This is a genomic window from Actinomadura rugatobispora (genome assembly GCF_042656285.1).
GTDB classification, from domain to species: domain Bacteria; phylum Actinomycetota; class Actinomycetes; order Streptosporangiales; family Streptosporangiaceae; genus Spirillospora; species Spirillospora rugatobispora.
Genome location: NZ_JBHSON010000056.1, coordinates 23,145 through 42,209 on the forward strand (window position 1 = coordinate 23,145; position 19,065 = coordinate 42,209).

The 19,065-nt window shown below is 72.8% G+C and carries 17 protein-coding genes and 1 tRNA gene; 9 read left to right on the forward strand and 9 right to left on the reverse strand.

The window, feature by feature from the left end:
• Positions 1-147: 147 nt before the first annotated feature.
• From ACFPZN_RS33810 to ACFPZN_RS33820, 3 genes are all read right to left on the reverse strand, one after another.
• Positions 148-223: transfer RNA gene (locus tag ACFPZN_RS33810), tRNA-Thr, on the reverse strand.
• 55 nt (positions 224-278) lie between these two features.
• Positions 279-1,796 (reverse strand): alpha/beta hydrolase, encoded by a 1,518-nt coding sequence (locus ACFPZN_RS33815; RefSeq protein WP_378286376.1) that lies wholly within the window; start codon positions 1,794-1,796, stop codon positions 279-281.
• A 78-nt stretch (positions 1,797-1,874) separates the two neighbouring features.
• The gene (locus tag ACFPZN_RS33820) at positions 1,875-2,534 is read right to left on the reverse strand and encodes a TetR/AcrR family transcriptional regulator (protein ID WP_378286377.1); all 660 of its coding nucleotides are present in this window, start codon (positions 2,532-2,534) and stop codon (positions 1,875-1,877) included.
• Positions 2,535-2,641: 107 nt separating this feature from the next.
• Here ACFPZN_RS33820 and ACFPZN_RS33825 point away from each other — a divergent pair, with 107 nt between their 5' ends.
• On the forward strand, positions 2,642-4,153 hold the full coding sequence (locus ACFPZN_RS33825) for an MDR family MFS transporter (protein WP_378286378.1): 1,512 nt from the start codon (positions 2,642-2,644) through the stop codon (positions 4,151-4,153).
• A gap of 80 nt (positions 4,154-4,233) precedes the next feature.
• The gene (locus tag ACFPZN_RS33830; RefSeq protein WP_378286379.1) at positions 4,234-4,986 is read left to right on the forward strand and encodes a DUF427 domain-containing protein; all 753 of its coding nucleotides are present in this window, start codon (positions 4,234-4,236) and stop codon (positions 4,984-4,986) included.
• Positions 4,987-5,006: 20 nt separating this feature from the next.
• Here ACFPZN_RS33830 and ACFPZN_RS33835 read toward each other — a convergent pair whose 3' ends face one another.
• Both ACFPZN_RS33835 and ACFPZN_RS33840 read right to left on the reverse strand, forming a co-directional pair.
• The gene (locus tag ACFPZN_RS33835) at positions 5,007-5,846 is read right to left on the reverse strand and encodes an ABC transporter permease subunit (RefSeq protein WP_378286380.1); all 840 of its coding nucleotides are present in this window, start codon (positions 5,844-5,846) and stop codon (positions 5,007-5,009) included.
• Positions 5,843-6,604 (reverse strand): ABC transporter ATP-binding protein, encoded by a 762-nt coding sequence (locus tag ACFPZN_RS33840; protein ID WP_378286382.1) that lies wholly within the window; start codon positions 6,602-6,604, stop codon positions 5,843-5,845. Before ACFPZN_RS33840 ends, ACFPZN_RS33835 begins: the two co-directional genes overlap by 4 nt.
• Before the next feature lie 122 nt (positions 6,605-6,726).
• Between ACFPZN_RS33840 and ACFPZN_RS33845 the strand changes: the two genes are divergently transcribed.
• From ACFPZN_RS33845 to ACFPZN_RS33870, 6 genes are all read left to right on the forward strand, one after another.
• Positions 6,727-8,151 carry a sensor histidine kinase gene (locus ACFPZN_RS33845; protein WP_378286384.1) on the forward strand — a complete coding sequence of 475 codons (1,425 nt, stop codon included), beginning with the start codon at positions 6,727-6,729 and terminating at the stop codon, positions 8,149-8,151.
• Positions 8,148-8,810 (forward strand): response regulator, encoded by a 663-nt coding sequence (locus ACFPZN_RS33850; protein ID WP_378286385.1) that lies wholly within the window; start codon positions 8,148-8,150, stop codon positions 8,808-8,810. The genes ACFPZN_RS33845 and ACFPZN_RS33850 overlap by 4 nt, the downstream gene beginning before the upstream one ends.
• Positions 8,811-9,104: 294 nt before the next feature.
• Complete coding sequence (locus ACFPZN_RS33855; RefSeq protein WP_378286386.1) at positions 9,105-10,205, forward strand: ferredoxin reductase; 1,101 nt, start codon at positions 9,105-9,107, stop codon at positions 10,203-10,205.
• A gap of 30 nt (positions 10,206-10,235) precedes the next feature.
• The gene (locus tag ACFPZN_RS33860; protein WP_378286387.1) at positions 10,236-11,363 is read left to right on the forward strand and encodes a fatty acid desaturase family protein; all 1,128 of its coding nucleotides are present in this window, start codon (positions 10,236-10,238) and stop codon (positions 11,361-11,363) included.
• 87 nt (positions 11,364-11,450) lie between these two features.
• Positions 11,451-12,008, forward strand: a complete 558-nt coding sequence (locus tag ACFPZN_RS33865; RefSeq protein WP_378286388.1) for a hypothetical protein — start codon at positions 11,451-11,453, stop codon at positions 12,006-12,008.
• Positions 12,009-12,225: 217 nt separating this feature from the next.
• Positions 12,226-13,146 (forward strand): AfsR/SARP family transcriptional regulator, encoded by a 921-nt coding sequence (locus ACFPZN_RS33870; protein ID WP_378286389.1) that lies wholly within the window; start codon positions 12,226-12,228, stop codon positions 13,144-13,146.
• 15 nt (positions 13,147-13,161) lie between these two features.
• Here ACFPZN_RS33870 and ACFPZN_RS33875 read toward each other — a convergent pair whose 3' ends face one another.
• From ACFPZN_RS33875 to ACFPZN_RS33885, 3 genes are all read right to left on the reverse strand, one after another.
• Positions 13,162-14,046: a GNAT family N-acetyltransferase gene (locus ACFPZN_RS33875; RefSeq protein ID WP_378286390.1), complete on the reverse strand. Its 885-nt coding sequence runs from the start codon at positions 14,044-14,046 to the stop codon at positions 13,162-13,164.
• A 2-nt stretch (positions 14,047-14,048) separates the two neighbouring features.
• Positions 14,049-14,870, reverse strand: coding sequence for a PSP1 domain-containing protein (locus ACFPZN_RS33880; protein ID WP_378286421.1), 822 nt, complete (start codon positions 14,868-14,870; stop codon positions 14,049-14,051).
• 103 nt (positions 14,871-14,973) lie between these two features.
• Positions 14,974-15,993 (reverse strand): hypothetical protein, encoded by a 1,020-nt coding sequence (locus ACFPZN_RS33885; RefSeq protein ID WP_378286391.1) that lies wholly within the window; start codon positions 15,991-15,993, stop codon positions 14,974-14,976.
• 211 nt (positions 15,994-16,204) lie between these two features.
• On the opposite strand from ACFPZN_RS33885, the gene ACFPZN_RS33890 reads away from it, so the two are divergent.
• Positions 16,205-18,154 (forward strand): WD40 repeat domain-containing serine/threonine protein kinase, encoded by a 1,950-nt coding sequence (locus tag ACFPZN_RS33890; protein ID WP_378286392.1) that lies wholly within the window; start codon positions 16,205-16,207, stop codon positions 18,152-18,154.
• A gap of 19 nt (positions 18,155-18,173) precedes the next feature.
• Here the strand turns inward: ACFPZN_RS33890 and ACFPZN_RS33895 are convergent, their stop codons facing one another.
• Positions 18,174-19,052 (reverse strand): fructosamine kinase family protein, encoded by an 879-nt coding sequence (locus ACFPZN_RS33895; RefSeq protein WP_378286393.1) that lies wholly within the window; start codon positions 19,050-19,052, stop codon positions 18,174-18,176.
• Positions 19,053-19,065 lie beyond the last annotated feature (13 nt).

Sequence of the window (19,065 nt, forward strand, 5' to 3'; positions counted from 1 at the left end):
CCGGACCGATCCCGGACTTGACTACCCCAGACGGACCGGCCCCGGCCACGCAGCGGCCAATTCAAAGCCGTATCGGCGCCCGCGTCCCCAGTTGCGCAAGGGCGTAAGCAAAAGACCCCCTCCCGGACCGGGAAGGGGCCTTTGACGTGGAGCCGCCTATCGGAATCGAACCGATGACCTGTTCATTACGAGTGAACCGCTCTGCCGACTGAGCTAAGGCGGCTTGCCGTACGGGACGGCGGGCAGAAGTCTACCGGGTCTTGCGGGGTGAGCGTGCATCAGCGGCAGACGGTGCCGTCCTTTGGGGGCTTGGTGGTGACGAGGTAGTTGTCGGTGGCACGGGAGATGCAGGGGTTGGCCTGGAGGTAGGCGGTGTGGCCGTCGCCGTCCAGGCTCAGGAGGACGCCCGAGTCGAGCTGTGAGGCGAGGCTCTGGGACCACTTGTACGGGGTTGCCGGGTCGCGGATCGTGCCGATGACCAGGATGGGGGCGGAGCCCTTGGCGGTGATGGGCTTGGGCTGCTGCTTGGTCTGGACGGGCCAGTAGACGCAGGGGAGGCCGCCCCAGACGACGAAGGCGCCGAAGAGGGGGGAGGACTTCTCGGCCTGGTCCACGGACTTCTCGTAGGTGGCGAGGTTGGGCGGGTTGGGCTTGTCGACGCAGTTGACGGCCATGTTGGCTTCGGACTGGTTGCTGTAGGTGCCGTCTGGTTTGCGCTCGATCATCTGGTCGGCGAGCGTGATGAAGAGGGTGCCGTCCTGTTGCTGGAATGCCTGGGTGAAGGCCTGGCGCAGGACGGCCCAGTACTCCTTCAGGTAGAGGGCCGTGGCCATGCCCATGGTGGTCCACGACTCGGTGACCTTGCGGGCGTCCTGGCGGTTCCTGAGCGGGGTCTTGTCGACCTGCTTCAGGAAGGCGGAGATCTTGTCGATGGCCGCGTCCTCGGACCTTCCCAGGGGGCAGTCGGCGCGCTTCACGCAGTCGGCGACGAAGGCGCGCAGGGCCGTCTCGAAGCCCTTGGCCTGCTCGACCAGGGTTTGCGTGGAGGATTCCTTGGGGTCGACCGCGCCGTCCAGGACGAGGGCGCGGACCTTCTTCGGGAACTGCTCGGCGTAGAAGGCCCCCAGGTACGTGCCGTACGAGGCGCCGTAGTAGGTGAGCTTCTCGTCTCCTACGGCGGCGCGCAGCACGTCCATGTCGCGGGCCGCGTTGAGGGTGCCGACATAGGGGAGGTGTGCGGAGGCCCGGCCCTTGCACGCTTCGGCGAAGCCCTTGCTCTGGGCGGCCAGCGTGTCCAGTTCCCGCTGGTCGTCGGGGGACGAGTCCGTGCTGAAGTACTGGTCGAGCCGGCGGCCGTCCATGCATCGGACGGGGTCGCTTGAGCCCACGCCTCTGGGGTCGAATCCGATGATGTCGAAGCGGTCCCGCAGGTCCTTGCCGAAGCTGCGTCCGGCCTGGCGGATGAAGTCGACTCCTGAACCGCCCGGGCCGCCGGGGTTGGTGAAGAGGGACCCTATGCGCTCGGACTTGTTCTGGGCGGGGAGCCTGATGAGCGAGATGCGCATCTGCCCGGTGGACGGCTTGGTGTAGTCGATCGGGACGTTCGCCTTGGCGCACTGGAAGCCGCCCCCGCAGTCGGACCACGAGAGGCGCTGCTTGTAGAAGGAGTCGGTGCCGGCCGGGGATCCTGCGGGGGGCGTCTGGGGTGTGGCGGGCTTTTCCTGGGCGCTGCCGTTGCACGCTGTCACGGCAAGCGTGAGCGCCATGACCACGCCGATGGTCGTCGTTGCCCGCACCTGGTCGTCCCCGTTCTGTGGTTCCGTTGGTTCGGCAGGGAATCCCACGCTACGGGCCCGCAAGCGCGGAGGCCAGCGTCACGCTCCGTATTCGCGCGCGATGCCGTCCAGGAGCCAGGTGAGGCCCTGCTCGAAGGGTTCCTGGTCCTCGGCGCCTTCTTTGAAGGCGCGTTCGAGGTGGGGGAAGCGGCCGGTGGCGAGCATGTCGCGCATGTAGGGCTGCTCGCCGCCTCGCTCGCGCAGCATGCGCGCGCGGACGAAGTACCCGGTCATGTAGTGGTCGACCGCCATGACGATCTTCGAGGCGTCCTTCATGCCGACGTCGAGGCGGGACAGCGCGGCCAGTGACTGCTCGCCGTGTTTGAGGGCGTTCGGGCCGACCTGGGGGCGGCGCGCCGCGAGATCGACCATCCAGGGGTGGCGCAGCAGCGTGTCGCGCTCCCGCCTGGCGATCGCGCTGATCGCCTCGCGCCAGTCGTCCGGCAGCGGATCCTCGATCACCAGCTCGCCGGCGACCTCGTCGAACATGAGGTCGAGCAGGTCCTCCTTGCGCTCGATGTGGGTGTAGAGGCTCATCGCCCGCACGTTCAGCTCTCCGGCGATGCGGCGGATGGACACCGCCTCCAGGCCCTCGGCGTCGGCGATCTCGATCGCCGTGGCGACCAGTGCCTCGCGGGAGAGCTTGCGGCGGCGGTCACCGCGCTGCCGCATCCACACCGGCTCGTTCGTTGCTGCCACGCCCCCGATCGTACCCGTACGGCGTACGGCTCGATCGATACGCTGTACAAGTTCGCCGATACGGCGTATCGTTTTGCCGATACAGCGTATCGGTCGAGGGGGAGCTGATGACCACAGCCCAGAGCGGGGCCTCCACGGAGGAGCGGCAGGACATCGACCCGCGGCTCCGCCGGCTCGCCGTGGTCGTGCTGCTCGGCGCGATCATGACGATCCTCGACACGACGATCATCAACGTGGCGGTGCACACCCTCGGCCGGAGCTTCGACGCCTCGCTGTCCACCATCCAGTGGGTGGTGACCGGCTACACCCTCGCGCTCTCCATGGCGATCCCGCTCACCGGCTGGTCGGTGCGCCGCTTCGGCGCCCGCACGATGTGGCTGACCGCGCTCGGCCTGTTCGCCGCCGGGTCGCTGCTGTGCGGTGTGGCCTGGTCGGCGCCGTCGCTGATCGCGTTCCGCGTCCTGCAGGGCCTGGGCGGCGGCATGCTGCTGCCCGTCGGCCAGACGATGCTCGCCCAGGCCGCGGGCCTGGAGCGGATGGGACGGGTGATGAGCATCGTGTCCGTGCCCGCCATGCTCGCGCCGGTGCTCGGCCCGCTGCTCGGCGGGGTGATCGTGGACGATCTGAGCTGGCGCTGGCTGTTCTATGTCAACCTGCCGTTCTCCGTGATCGCCCTGGTCGCCGCCGTGCGCATGCTGCCGCGCGACACTGAGCGCGTCCCCGGCGCCCGCCTGGACGTCCTGGGCATCGCGCTGCTCTCTCCGGGCCTGGCGGCGCTGGTGTACGGGCTGTCGGAGGCCGGGAACGGGGCGGGCCCCGGCAGTGTCCGCGTCCTGCTGGGGGTCGGCGGTGGCGCCCTCCTCATCGCGCTCTTCGCCGTGCACGCCTCGCGGAAGGGCGACAGCGCCCTGATCGATCTGCGCCTGCTGCGGAGCCGGCCGTTCGTCACGGCCACGAGTGGGCTGTTCCTCTACAGCGCCGCCGTTTTCGGGCTGATGATCCTGCTGCCGCTGTACTCGCAGGTGGTACGGGGCGAATCCCCGCTGGAGGCGGGCTGGCTGCTGGCACCGCTCGGGCTCGGCGCCATCGTCACCATGCCCCTGGCGGGCCGTCTGGCCGACCGGCACGGCAGCCGCTGGCTCGCGGCCGGGGGCCTGGCGCTGGCCCTGTGCGGAGCCCTCGCCCTCACCCAGGCAGGTCCGGACACCAGTCGCACCGCCCTGATGAGCGCCATCTTCGTCATCGGTCTGGGGCATGGCGTCATGGCCCCGAGCCTCATGGCGGCCACCTACCAGGGGCTCCCGCGCCCCTCCATCCCGGGCGCGACCACGGGGGCGAACATCCTGGTACGCATCGGGAGCTCGATCGGCACCGCGGGCCTCGCCATCGTCCTGCAACTGGCCATCCGCGACACCGTCCCCGGCACGTCCGGCAACCTGCGCGAAACCGCGACGGCGCAGGCCTCGTCCCAGCTGAACGGGGCCTTCACCCACACCTTCTGGTGGGCGACCGTGATCGCGGCCATCGCTGTGATCCCCATCCTCGCCGTCCCCCGCCGGGCCGCCCTCACCGCACCAACGACATCGGTCGGAGAGCAGCGAGAGACGCGGGGGGCCTGAGGGACGACGGGAGCCCTCGAAGGGGCGCCGATTGCCGGATGTGGTCGAAATAGGGGGTGGTGCAGGGCTGTTGCCCGGACATGGGCACATCACAGAAGACCCGCGTCCGGACCGAGCAGGGCGCGAAGCGCGTCAGGGCGTACCTGGGCGGGAGGCTCGTCGCGGACACGATCAAGCCGTTCCTCGTGTGGGAGATCCCGTACTACCCGACCTACTACATCCCTGTGGAGGACGTACGGGCGGAGCTGGTGAAGGAGGGGGCGGGCAAGCATTCCCCCAGCCGGGGCGACGCCACCCTCTACACGGTGAAGGTCGACGGGACCCAGGCCGAGGGCGCCGCGCTCCGCTACGAGGAGTCGCCCGTGGAGGAGCTCCGCGACCTGGTCCGTCTCGAGTGGGACGCCATGGACGCCTGGTTCGAGGAGGACGAAGAGGTGTTCGTCCATCCGCGCGACCCTCACAAGCGGGTCGACGTCCTGCCGTCCTCGCGGCACGTGCGCGTTGAGATCGACGGCGTGACGGTGGCGGAGTCCAGCAACCCCCGGCTGCTGTTCGAGACCGGGCTGCCGGTGCGTTACTACCTGCCCAAGCCGCATGTGCGCTGGGACCTGCTGGAGTCCACGGACACCGTCACGGGCTGCCCCTACAAGGGCGAGGCCGTCTACTGGGCGGTCAAGGTGAACGGCACCGCCCACAAGGACCTGGCGTGGTCGTACCCGCATCCGCTGCCCGAGAGCCAGGGCGTGGGCGGCCTGGTCTGCTTCTACAACGAGAAGGTGGACATCTTCGTCGACGGCGTGAAGCAGGAACGCCCCAAGACTCACTTCAGCTGAGCGTCCGCCGTGGCCCCCGATCATTGGTCGCGGCGTTCGACACCGGCCACGGTGAGCGCGGCGGCGGCCAGGGCCCAGACCGCGTAGACGGTCCACGCGCCGGTGGTCGTCCACGGGTAGGGAACGGCGTCCTGGACGGCCTGCCCCAGGCGCTCCCACGCGTTCAACGGCAAGGCGTGGGCGACGACCGCCGACCAGTGGCCGTCGATGCCGAACGCGGCGGGCAGAACCAGGAGGACCACGAACACGGCGACGAGCGTGGGCGCGGCGTGCCGGACGATCGCACCCACGGCCATCCCGACCAGCGCGCACACCGGTGCGAGCAGCGCCGACGCCGCCACCAGGCGGAACGCCCCCGGTTCCGTGATCGACATGCCCGCGTCCCGCCCGGACAGGATCGCCTGGGTCAGCCCGAACGACGCCCCGGCGACGCCCGCGCCGAACGCCGCCGTGACCGCCGTGACGACGACCGCCTTCGCCGCCATCACCGGACGCCGGGCGGGCACGGCGGTGAACGTGGTGCGGATCATCCCGGTGCCGTACTCGCCCGCGATCGCGACCGCCCCGACGGCCGCGGCGGCGAACACCAGGCACATGGCGGCGGGCTGGGTGAACGCGTCGTGCAGCGCGCCGACCGGGACGAACCCGGACGCCCGCGGGTCCTCCCCCGTCCAGCCGCGGTAGTCGTCGTAGGCCTGGCCCACGTTGAACGCGACGACGACGAGGGCGCTGAGCGCCAGGGCCCACGCGGTCGAACGCAGCGACCGCAGTTTGATCCACTCGGCGGCGACCAGGTCACGGAAGCGGGCGCGGGGCTCGTCGATCACCACCACGCCCGAGGCGGCGTTCACGGCGGTCATCCCTTCCCTCCACCGAGACGGTCGGCGCCGCCCCCGGCGGCGGCCTCGGCGGAACCGGTGTCCGCGGTGAGCTGCATGAACGCCTCCTCCAGAGAGGCGGTACGGGTGGACCGCCTGAGCTCGTCCGGGGACCCCTCGGCGAGGAGCGCGCCGCGGCCGATGACGAGGAGATGATCGGCGGTGTTCTGCATCTCCGACATCAGATGGCTGGAGACCAGCACGGTCCGTCCCTCAGCGGCGAGGGTGCGGAACAGGCCGCGCACCCAGCGCACGCCCTGCGGGTCGAGGCCGTTGAGCGGTTCGTCGAACAGCAGCACGGGCGGGTCGCCGAGCAGCGCGGCGGCGATCCCGAGGCGCTGCCGCATACCGAGGGAGAAGCCGCCGATGCGGCGGCGCGCCGCATCGGCGAGTCCCACCTGGTCCAGGACTTCGCCGACCCGGGAGCGCGGTATGCGGTTGGCGCGGGCCAGCGCCCACAGGTGGGCGGAGGCGCTCCGGCCGCCGTGCACGTCGCCGGCGTCCAGCAGGGCGCCGACGTGGCGCAGGCCGCGCGGGCGGTGGCGGAACGGCCGGCCGTTGACGGTGACGGTCCCGGCCGTGGGCGCGTGCAGGCCCAGGATCATGCGCAGGGTCGTGCTCTTGCCCGCGCCGTTGGGCCCGAGGAATCCGGTGACGCGTCCCGGCCGCACGGTGAAGCTCAGCCCGTCGACGGCGGTGACGCCTCCGTAGCGTTTGGTCAGTTCGCTCGCTTCGATCACCCGGCCCACGGTGCCGCCCGCCGCGCCGCCGGGCATCGGGCCCGCGCGGACATTGAGGGTCGACCGTGGACCTACATCCCCAGTCCGATCCCGAGGACGGAACACGCGGTTACGATCACCGCATGCACGCCTCGCCGCCGTTCTCCGTGCTGAAGCGCGTCCCGCCGGGCGCCTGGACGGCCGTGACGTGGTGCGCAATGGCGATCTGGCCGATCGTCGAGTTCGTCTGGTTCCCGCCCGAGCACGGGTACTCCAACAAATATCCGGCGGACGGCCTCGACTCGTTCCCGGCGCAGGCGCTGCTGGGACTGGCGTTCGTCCTGGCGGTCGCGGGCGGCGTACTGCTGCGTCGCCGGCCGGTGACCGGGTACGTCCTGCTGATCGCGGGCACGGTCGTATCGGCAGTGGCGTGGCGGCAGCCGGAGCTTCCCTCCGCCCAGTTCCTGGCGGTGGACGTGGCCCTGTGCTTCATCGCGGCGACCCGGGCCCGCCGCGTCTCCGTCGCCGCCGCGTCCATGGCGGCCGGGATGCTCGCGGGTTTCCTGGCGGTGCGGCTGTTGTGGTCGGAGGAGAACGGGATCGCCTCGGAGCCGTTCATGGTCTTGACGGTGGTCATCGCCTGGTTGGTCGGCAATTCCGCGCGCCAGGCCCGCCTGCACGCCGAGCGGCTGCGCGCCCAGGCCGCCGCCCAGGCGGTCACCGCCGAACGGCTCCGGATCGCCCGCGAGTTGCACGACATGGTGGCGCACAGCATCGGCATCATCGCACTCCAGGCGGGCGCGGCACGGCGCGTGATCGACACCCAGCCGGCCGGGGCGCGCGAGGCGCTCGGCAGCATCGAGGAAGCCGGCCGGGAGACCCTCGCGGAGCTGCGCCGGATGCTCGGGGCGCTCCGGCACGCCGAAGCGGGGGAGGCTCCGCTCGAACCGGCCCCGGGGCTGGCCGACGTCGACCGCCTCGCCGCCACGACGACCGCCGCGGGCGTCCACGTGGACGTGCGGTGGCGGGGCGAGCCACGGCCGCTCCCGCCGGAGATCGACGTGTCCGCCTACCGGATCGTCCAGGAGGCGGTGGCCAACGTGCTGCGCCACGCGGGCGCCCGCCGCTGCCAGGTGACCATCGAGCACGGCGCCGGCGAGCTGGCCGTCGAGATTCTGGACGAAGGAAACGCGGCCGGTGGACGCGGCGCCGGCGCGAGCGGCCCCGGGAAGAGTGGCTCCGGTGGCGTGGTGGGCAATGGGTACGGGCTGGTCGGCATCCGCGAGCGGGTCGGCCTGCTGGGCGGCGAACTCGCCGCCGGCCCGCGTCCGGGAGGCGGCTTCCGGGTAGCCGCCCGCCTACCCGTCCCACCGGCTCCCACGGCTCCCGCAGCTTCGCTGGGAACGGCGGGGACAGTGGGGATGTCGGCTCCCACAGCTTTGGCGGGAACAGCGGCTCCGGCGGCTCCGGCCGGGACGGCGGCTCCTGTTGCTCCCGCGGATCCCGCGGCTTCGCCGACTCCTGCGGATTCGGCGGATCGGGCGGAGTGGGTGGGGGGTGGGGGGTGAGCGTGCGTGTTGTTCTGGCCGATGACCAGCCGTTGGTGCGGGCGGCGCTGCGGATGGTCATCGCCGACGCGCCTGACCTGGAGGTGTCCGGGGAGGCCGCGACCGGGGCCGAGGCCGTCGGGCTCGCCGAGGACGCCGACGTCGTCGTGATGGACCTGCGCATGCCGGTCATGGACGGCATCGAGGCCACCCGGCTGATCACCGCGCGTCCCGGCGGGGCGCGCGTGGTCGTGCTGACCACGTTCGACGACGACGATCACGTGTTCGGGGCGCTGCGCGCCGGCGCGGCCGGGTTCCTGGTCAAGGACATGGCGCTGGACGACATCCTGGCCGCCGTCCGGGTCGTCGCCGCCGGGGACGGTCTCATCGCGCCTGGCGTCACGCGGCGGTTGATCGCGCGCTTCGCCGCGAGTCCCGCCCGCCTCGCCTCCGTCGTGCCCGCGCGGGGGCTCACCGCGGTCACCGAACGCGAGCGCGAGGTGCTGACGCTGGTCGGGCTCGGCCTGACCAACGCCGAGATCGCCGCCGAGCTGCACCTGAGCGTGGCCACGGTGAAGACGTACGTGACGCGGCTGCTCACCAAGCTCGACTCCCGTGACCGCGTGCAGCTCGTCATCGTCGCCTACGAGACGGGCCTGGTCACCCCCGGAGCCGGTTGATCAGGTCGGTGACGGCGTCGGGACGGTCCGTCGGGCGTGTGGGGCGTGCGGCGGAGTCTAGGCATTCGCCCCGAAGGGGCCGGAGAAGCGCACCTGGAGCGTGTGTCGCGACGTTTAGCGAGTGGGTGCTAAGCGGGCGCGGTTCTTTGTCATCTCGGTTTACACCAGGCGATGTCACATCATGCGATGGTGTGATGGCCGTCGCTTTTGCCGGGCGGCTCTTGCTAGGCCCTCCAGGTTTACGCGACCGTAGGTTACGGATCAGTAAGTTAGAGCGCCCCCGGGGGAGGCCCGTTGACCGCTCCGCTCGCCACCACCGGATCCGCGCCGGTCCGGCGCCGGCTGGCCGGTGCCGCGCGCTGGCTGACCACGCCGCTGCTGCCCGAGGACTACCTCGCCCTGCTCAACCCGCTGTGGTCCGCGGCCGACCCGCGCGGCCGGATCGAGGCCGTACGGCATGAGGCCCCCGGCGCGGCGTCCCTGCTGATCAGGCCGGGCGTCACCTGGCCCGGGCACCGTCCCGGCCAGTGGCTGAAGATCGGCGTGGACATCGGGGGCGTCCGGCACTGGCGGAGCTTCTCGCTGTCCTCGCCGCCCCGGTCCGACGGCAGGCTCACGATCACCGTCAAGGCAGGCCCCGAGGGTCGGGTGTCCCGGCACCTGGTCCACGAGATCGCCCCCGGGACGATCGTCAGGCTGGGGCGGCCGGAGGGCGACTTCGTCCTTCCCGATCCGCTGCCCGGACGGATCCTGTTCGTGACCGCGGGCAGCGGCGTCACCCCCGTACGGGCGATGCTGCGGGCGCTGGTGGACGGCGCGCGGCCCATGCCGGACGTGGTGCTGGTGCACTCGGCGCGCACCCCCGGCGAGGTGATCTTCGGAGCGGAGCTGCGCGAGATCGCCGCGCGCTTCCCGGGCACGCTGCGGCTCCACGAACGGCACACCGCCGTCGAGGGACGCCTCAAGCCCGCCGCGCTGGACGACCTCTGCCCGGACTGGGCGTCCCGCGAGACCTGGGCGTGCGGGCCCGCCGGGATGCTGGACGAGATCTCCGCCCATTGGGCAGCCGCGGGCGCCGCCGGAGGGCTGCACATCGAACGCTTCCAGACCTCCTTCCCGAACGCCGGAATCGAGGAGGGGGGCGGGCGCGTGCGGTTCACCGCGAGCGGTGTCGAGACCGACGCGGACGGGGCCACCCCGCTGCTGGAGGCCGGGGAGGGCGCGGGCGCGCTGCTGCCCAGCGGGTGCCGGATGGGCATCTGCCACAGCTGCGTCGGGCGGCTGCGGTCCGGGCGGGTCCGCGACCTGCGCACGGGCGAGCTGCACGGCGAGGAGGGCCACATGATCCAGACCTGCGTGTCGGCGGCCGCCGGGGCCGTGGAGATCGACCTGTGACCGCACCACCTCCGAGGGGGACCTGACGTCATGACCACCGCCACCGCCTCCGCCACCGTGGCGCACCTGACCCCGGCCGACTACGAGGCGATCGCCCGCGAGCTGGACGCGCTCCGCGAGGAGATCACCGCCGATCTGGGCGAGCGCGACGCCGCCTACATCCACCGCGTCATCCGCTGGCAGCGCGGGCTGGAGATCGGCGGGCGGGCGCTGCTGATGGCCTCCTCGCTGCCGCCCGCCTGGCTGGCCGGGACGGCGACGCTGGCCGTCGCCAAGATCCTGGAGAACATGGAGATCGGGCACAACGTCATGCACGGCCAGTGGGACTGGATGCGCGACCCCAAGATCCACTCGACCACCTGGGAGTGGGACAACGTCTCGCCCGCCGGGCAGTGGAAGCACTCGCACAACGTGGTGCACCACACCAACACCAACATCGTCGGCCGGGACAACGACGTCGGCTACGGGATCCTGCGGGTCTCCGCCGAGCAGGGGTGGCATCCGGCGAACCTGCCGCAGCCGCTGGTCAACCTGCTGCTGGCGATGTTCTTCGAGTACGGCGTCGCGGTGCACGACCTGGAGATCGACAAGGTTCTGGCGGGCCGGAACGATCCGGAGGAGACCCGGGCGAAGCTGCGCGCCATCGGCCGGAAGATCCGCCGCCAGTGGGCCAAGGACTATCTGGTGTTCCCGCTGCTCAGCGGGCCGCAGTTCGGCAGCACGCTGGCGGCCAACTTCACCGCCAACGTGGTCCGGAACGTCTGGGCGCACATGATCATCTTCTGCGGGCACTTCCCGGGGGACGTCGAGTTCTTCACCGCGGAGCGGCTCGACGCGGAGACCCGGGGCGAGTGGTACGTCCGGCAGCTGCTCGGCTCGGCCAACATCAGCGGCGGGCCGCTCCTGCACCTGATGTCGGGCAATCTGAGCCACCAGATCGAGCACCATCTCTTTCCCGACCTGCCGAGCAACCGGTACGCCGAGATCGCGCCCCGGGTCCGGGCGCTGTGCGAGCGGTACGGGCTGCCGTACCACACGGGGCCGCTGGCCAGGCAGGTCGGCAGCACCTGGAAGAAGATCGTGCGGTACGCGTTCCCCGGGCCGCGCCGGTCCGCCCCGGAGCCGTCCGCCCCGGTCAGGGAGCCGGCCGCCGCCTGACCGCGCGCGGCGCCGGGGCGGGACTTAGCGGGTGAGCGGTCGGGCGGTCACAATGAGCACACCCGACCTCGCCACAGGAGAGTGCTGTTGCCCGCCGCGCCCGACGTTCCGCCACCGCCCGCTCCCGACGACGCCACCGAGCCGGAGCCTCCGGCCGCGGCCCCGCAAGATCCCCGCGGAGGCGGCGTTCGCCGGTACGCGGTCGCCGGGGCGGCGGTGGCGGCCGTGGCGTTGACGGCGGGCGTGGTGGCGTTCGTGGTCGCCCCCGGCGCCGAGCGCCCCGATCCCGCGACGCACTGCCAGTACATGCGTGGCACGATCCAGGATTCGCGGATGAAGCGAACCTGGCCGCACCTCTACCAGTGTCCGAACCGCCCGCACGCCGACGTCTACGAGCAGGCCCGGTTCGGGACGAAGGTCGGCGTCCTGGACACCGATCCCAGCTGGTTCATCTGCTGGACGCGCGGCGAGCCGCATTCCGGCGGCAACGACGTCTGGTACTACACCCGGGGCAACCGGGCCGCGCAGCGTCCGGAGCTGGACTCCTGGGGGTACGTGCCCGCGGGCGATCTCCAGGCCGCCGAGCATCCCGATCCCGCAGTCACGCGGCAGTGTCCCGGCGGTAAGGGCGGCACCGCTGGTTGACCCGGGGAAACACTCCCCTGACCTGCGCTTGTGCTTGTTCTGAACAGATCCGAACGGTCCGTTCACGGTTCCCTCGGCCCCTCGGCCTGCCCGGATGTCTAACCTTCTGCGGTGACCCGGGCCCCGGGTACCCGCAACACCCCGCTGACTCGCACGCCCCGCCGTTCCCGCGCGAGATCGAGACGGATTGACCGCCACGGAAAGGGTGACGGATCGGGTGACCGAAAGCGTGATGTTCCGAATTCTGGGCCCCCTGCGCGCGGGTGCGCGGCGGGGACCGGTCGATCTCGGGGACGGCCGGACCCGGCTCGTCCTGGCGACGCTGCTGCTGGAGCCGGGCCGGATCGTGCCGGTGGACCGGCTGGTGGAGGCGGTCTGGGACGGGGAGCCGCCCGTCACGGCCCAGACCCAGATCGCCATCGCGGTCTCCGGGCTGCGCCGCGCGTTCCGGGACGCGGGCTGTACCCGCCGGGTGATCGAGACCGCGGGTCCGGGCTACCGGATCGCGCCCGAGGCGGGCACGGTCGACGCCGTGACGGCCGCGCGGACGATCGGGCGGGCGCGGGCGGCCGTGCGGGCGGGCCGCCACCGGGAGGCGGCGGAGCTGTTCGGGGCGGCGCTGTCGCTCTGGGACGGACCGGTGCTGGCGGACCTCGACCGCGCCCTCATCGTCGCGGGCGCGCTCCGCTGGGAGGAACTGCGGCTCACCGCCATCGAGGAGGCCGCGGAGGTGGGGCTGCTCCTGGGCCGCCACCACGAGCTGATCGGCGGCCTGCGGGGGCCGGTCACCGAGCATCCGTTCCGTGAGCGGATGCGCGGCCTGCTGATGATGGCGCTGGTGCGCGCCGGCCGGCAGAGCGAGGCGCTGGAGGTCTATCGCACGGGCCAGCGCATCCTGTCCAGGGAGCTCGGTCTCGAGCCGGGACGGGAGCTCCGCGAACTGCACGAGGCGATCCTGCGCGGCGATTTCCCCGTCCACCGGACGTCGCAAACGCCCGCGTCCCGCTCCGCCCCGGCTCCGCCATCACCGGCCTCGTCCGCGCCGGCGCCCCGGGAGAGCCGCTGCTGCGCGGGCGCCGTCCCGCGCACCCGCTCGCAACGGTGGCGCGGCGGCCCTGGCCGCTTCCGCTCCCACTGACCCCGACGCCGGCCTCTAGCCGAGTGCCTGCATCACCGGGACGAACAGCCGCGACTGATCGCCGCCGGCCGACGCGCCGTACTCCATGACGGTCGTGGTGAACGCGACCTTCATCCCGTTCCGTTCGGCCCATTCGAGCAGCTCGGGATGCCGCCGGTCGACGTCGAGCCGCACCACCGTCCCGGCCACCCCGTCGGTGAGGGCGAGGGCCTCGACGAGGCCGAGCGCGGTGGTCGCGTCCCGTCCGGTGACCGGGCCGACCATCAGCAGGTCCCCGTTGCGCCACGCGCCCCCGAATCCCAGCAGCGGCCCGTCTCCCTCGCCGCGGACGACGCGGAAGTCCTCGCAGAACGAGGGGAGGCGCCGGAGCAGCTCGGTCCGCGGAGCGCCGAACGCCTCGGCGTCGAGCGCGAGCACGTCCGCCATGTCCCCGTCCTCGAACCGCCGGGACGCCGCACCCGCGGAGCCCGCCCGTCCAGACGGTTCGCCCTTGTACGTGACGCACTTCCCGACCGCGCGGAAGCCGAGCCGCTCGTAAAGGACACGCCCGTACTCGGTGGCCGTCAGGCAGGCGCCGGCCGTGCCGCAGTGGTCGAGCGCGTGCCTCATCAGCCGCCCGCCCAGGCCCTGCCGCTCGTACCGGCGCGCGACGAGGACCATGCTGATCGCGGAGACGTCCCGCCCGTACGGCGTCGACACGACCGTCCCGGCGAGCCTGCCGGGGGAGGCGGGATCGTCCACCCCGTACACCCGGCCGATCCGGAACAGCAGCCGCCACTTGTGTTCTTCGGGAGGCCAGTCGCGGTCCTGCGCGAGTTCGGTGCAGGCCGCCAGGTCGTCGCCCACGCGCAGCCGCCGCACCGGCGTCCCGTCCAGCGTCTCGGCGTCCGTCCCGCTCACCCTCAGTCGGACGACTCGCCGTAGTGGGCGTCGTGCTGCTTGCGCGGCGAGCACACCGACGCCGAGGGGCACGAGCAGCGCCGCGAGCCGACCTTCACCGTGATCTTGTCGCCCGGGACGTTGTAGCCGATGACCTGCCCCTGCCCCTCGGGCGTGTCGACCACCGCGCCCAGCCGCGGCGCCTTCTCCTTGAACTCCATGTACAGGGGGTGCTCGTACTTGAGGCAGCACATCAGGCGGCCGCACGCCCCGGCGATGCGCAGCGGGTTGACCGGGAGGTCCTGCTCCTTGGCCATCCGCACCGACACCGGCTCGAAGTCCTTGAGGAAGGTGGCGCAGCACAGGTCGCGGCCGCACGGGCCGATGCCGCCCTGCAGGCGGGCCTCGTCGCGCGGGCCCACCTGGCGCAGCTCGACGCGGGCCTTGATGTTGCGGGCCAGGTCCCGGACGAGCGCGCGGAAGTCCACCCGGTGCGGCGCGGTGAAGTAGATCTTGAAGACGTTGTCGGCGTCGAGGTAGTCCACCCCGATGACCTTCATCGGCAGCTCGTGCTTGCGGATCAGGCGCTTGGCGATGCTCCTGCCCTCGGCCCGGCGGCGCCGGTTGCCCTCGTCCCGGGCCAGGTGCTCGTCGGTGGCGGGCCCGGCGCAGACGGGCAGCCCGTCGATGTCCTCCGACACCCACTGCGGCGCCCAGACGCACTCGGCCACCTCGGGACCCGCGTCCGTGGGCACCAGCACCCTGTCGCCCACCCGGGGCGAGTGCGGGCCGGGGTCGAGGTAGTAGAGGCGTCCGTAGCGGGTGAAACTGACGGCCATCACCATGCCCACGGTTTCGCTCCGTTCGCCCGGTTTCGTGGGAACACCCTACGTTGTTCCACCACCCGGAAGTCGAACGGAATTCACCGCCGCACGTCACGGCCGCGGGTCACCAGGCGGCGTCGACCAGATCGTCCGCGGGCATGGGCTGGGCGCCGTCCATGTGCAGCCGCCCGTCGCTCGCCAGGACCAGCAGGTGCTCCCCGGCGTGGTCGGCCGACACCCGCGTGACCTGCCCCGCCCCCTTCTGCCGCCACAGCACCCCGCCCGGACGGCCCGTGTCGATCGCGAACGCCTGCAACGTGATCTGCGCGTTCTGCGCGAGGCCCGCCACGATGGTGCGGCCGTCCCGGCCCAGCACGGCCGCGCCGCTGCTGCCCTCGGGCAGCTTCAGCACCGGCTTGCTGGTCTTCAGGTCGCCGGGGGCCGCCGCGGTGTCGAGCGTCCTGACCTGGTGGACGATCCGCCCGCCGACCTTGCGCGTCGGGCTCCACACGAACGACAGCGTCGCACCGGCCCACGACAGGCTGCTCACGCGGGCGGGGGTCTTGGTCGTCCACGCCTTGCGCTGCCCGGTCTGCGCGGAGACGACCTCCAGCCGGCCGATGCCGCCGCTCTGGTACGTCACGTACGCGATCCGGTCGCCGTCCGGGGCCACGGCCATGTCGGACCAGGCCGTGGACGCGCCCGTCACGGCCGCCTTCGGCAGCGCCGCGAGCTCCTCGGGGCCGCCGTCCTCGTTCAGCCGCAGCCGCTGGAACGTCACCTGCCCGGACGCCGCCGCGGCCACCACGAACGAGCCGTCGCCCGCCGCGGCCACCCGCTGGAAGCGCTGGGCGCGCGGGGCCGCGACCGGAAGTCCGACATCGCGCCCGCTGCGGACGTCACGGACGACCAGGGCGCCGCCCGCCCCGCGGATCGCCACCACGTGGCGCGGCCCCGTCTCGTCCCGCTCCGCCGCGGGCTGCGCGGAACGCTCCTTCTCGCCGGACTTCTGGTGCCGGTGAACGATGTCCACGCCGCCGCCGATCGCGAGGGCCACGAACGAGGCGACACCGATCGGGACGATGCCCCGCCAGGCGGCGCCGAGCCCGCCGCCCGGAGCCGGATCCTTGTGCTTACCGTCCATAGGGGTAACGCCGCACCCGCCCTTCCGATCCTGCCCCGTTCATCGACCCGTCGTTTCTATCTCATCTTCCTGGCGACAAACAGCCAGGTTTGCGGAGTTACCAACTCGAAGCGAATGCGGCACCACGCCGGAGATCGTCCGACCCGCCCTCCGACCACCGGCTGAACGCCGGGCCGGGCGCCCGGCCGGGCGTCCCGGCTAGAGTCGCCCCATGCCGCAAGATCCGCACCCCGTCCTCCGCGGACGTTACAGCCTCGCGGAGCCGGTGGGACGCGGCGGCATGGGCGCCGTGTGGCGCGCCCATGACCAGGTCCTTCACCGGGAGGTCGCGGTCAAGGAGGTGCTGCCCCCGGCCGGCGTCCCCGGCGCCGACCTGACCGCCTGGTACGCGCGCACGATGCGCGAGGCGCGCTCGGCCGCGCGGCTGCGGCACCCCTCGATCATCACCGTCCACGACGTCGTCTGGCACGACGAGCGCCCCTGGATCGTCATGGAGTTCGTCGCCGGCCGCAGCCTCGCCGACGAGCTGCGGCCCGGCCCGCTGGAGCCCGCGCGGGCGGCGGAGATCGGCGGCCAGGTGCTGGCGGGACTGGTCGCCGCGCACGCGGCCGGGGTCGTCCACCGGGACGTGAAGCCGGCCAACGTGCTCCTGGACGGCGGGCGCGTCGTGATCACCGATTTCGGCATCGCCACCGCCGAGGGGATGACCGTCCTGACCGCGTCCAGTGCGATCCTGGGCACACCCGCGTACATGGCGCCCGAGCAGGTGCGGTCGAACGCCGCGTCACCGGCGAGCGACCTGTGGGCCCTGGGCGCGACGCTGTACGCCGCGGTCGAGGGGCGTCCACCCTTCCAGGGGGCCACCCCCATGGCCGTCCTGGCGGCGCTGATGACCGAGGAGCCCGAGCCGCCGCGCAGGGCGGGGCCGCTGCGTCCCGTCCTCGAAGGGCTGCTGCGCAAGGACCCCGGGCAGCGCATGGCAGCGGAGGAGGCCGCCCGGCTCCTGTCCGCCGCGGCTGGAACCGCCGCCGCCCCCGAACGCCCCTCGGCGCCTGCGTTCGTCCAGGGGAGCGAGCCCACCTCCCTGGACGACCTGCCCTGCTCGATCGACCGGCTCGCGCTCAGCCCGGACGGCTCGGTGCTGGCGACCGCGGTACCGGCCGCGGTGGACGGCGGGCCCGCGGCCTGGCTCTGGGACGTGGCCACCGGCCGCAGGCTGCTCACCGTCGCCCGCTCGCCCGGCGGCACGGACGACGCCCTCGCCGTTTTCCTCGCCGACGGCAGGCTGATCGTCGGCGACGGCGCCGTGTTCTCGATCGTCGCGCGTGGACGGGCGCCGCAGCCGGTCCTCGACACCGACGGCCGCTTCACCCATGTCGCCGTCGGCTGCCGCGAGGACGGCCGGGTGCTGCTGGCGACCAAGTCCGACGTCCGGGAGGGCGTGCTGCTGCACGAGGCCGGCGGGGCCAGCGTGCGGGTCGACTGCGACAACGCCGAGCAGACCTCCGGCGAGATGGCCTTCACCGGCGACGGGCGCGTCCTCGCGGTGGCGGCCGCCGTCCACGGGAGCGACGAGTATCAGATCGAGCTGTGGGAAACCGCGCGGAACGAGCGCTTCCACGTGCTGACCGGGCAGCGGGAGAACCCGTGGAGCCTGTGCTTCAGCCCGGACGGCAGGCTGCTGCTGTCCTGGGGGCACGGCGGGCAGCCGAGGCTCTGGGACGTGCGGCGGCGGTTCCGCAGCCCCCTGGTGGCGACGCTGGACGGGCACCGCGCGCCCGGCGAGTCGCTGGCGTTCAGCCCGGACGGGACGCACGCGGCCACCGTCGACGGCGGCGAGCTGCGGCTGTGGAGCACCGACGGCGGCGCCCGTCCGCTCGGCCCGCTGGCCGGGCACGCGGCGGACGTCAACGCCGTGGCGTTCGGGCTCGGCGGGAAGATCGCCGTGACCGCGTCCGACGACGCCACCGTCCGCGTGTGGGACGTGCTCGCGGCGGCCTGGGAGGGCCCGGAGCGGGCACCGATCACCACGCTGACCGGCCATTCCGGGCCGGTCCGGGGGCTGGCGGTGAACCGCGGCGGGACGGTCATGGCCACCGGCGGCGCCGACGGCGACCGGACCGTGCGGCTGCACGACCTGAGCCGACTGGCCCGCGCCTGAGACTCTCCGGGGAGCGTGGTCAGTGGGCGATGGCCAGGGCGGCCCGGGCGGCCTCGACCGTCCGCGCCCGGTAGCCCTCGCCGAACAGGGCGACATGGACCAGCAGGGGATGCAGCTGGTGCAGTGGGACACGCTCCCGCCACCCGTCCGCGAGGGGCGCGGCCTCGTCGTAGGCGGCGAGGACCCGGTCCAGGTGCGGGGCGCCGAACAGCTCCAGCATGGCCAGATCGGTCTCCCGGTGCCCCGCGTGCGCGGCCGGGTCGATCAGCATGCAGCGGCCGTCCGTCCACAGGACGTTGCCCGACCACAGGTCGCCGTGGATGCGGGACGGCGGCTCGGGCGGGCCGGCGAGGACGTCGATCTCCTCGATGACGCGCTCGACCAGCCCCACGTCGGCGGACGTGAGCGATCGCCGCGCGCGGCGCAGGAACGGCTCCAGGCGGCGCTCGGCGTACCAGCGCGGCCACTGGCCCTCCACGACCGTGTTGTCGAGCGGGAGATCGGCGATGAAGCCGTCCCAGGGGGCGCCGTACGCGCCGGGGGCGGGGGCGGAGGTGTGCATGGCCGCCAGTTCGCGCCCGAACCGTTCGGCGGCCTCGGCGCCGGGCGCCACGGACGGCAGCCACGGCAGGACCAGCATGCGCTCGTCGTCCGCCAGCACCTCCGGCACGGGCGGGGGCGGGCCGGAGGTGCCGCGGCCCTCGGCCAGCCAGCGCAGCCCGGCCGCCTCGGCGGCGAACACCCCGGGCTGGTCGAAGGCCGCCTTGACGAAGATCTCGCGGCCGTCGGAGAGGGCCGCCCGGTGGAGCGTCCAGGCGTGGCTGGAGCCCAGGTCACTGACATGCTCGACCCGTACGCCCCCGCCGAGCAGCTCCTCGACCCTTTCCCGGCGAAGCACGGCCCGCCCCCCT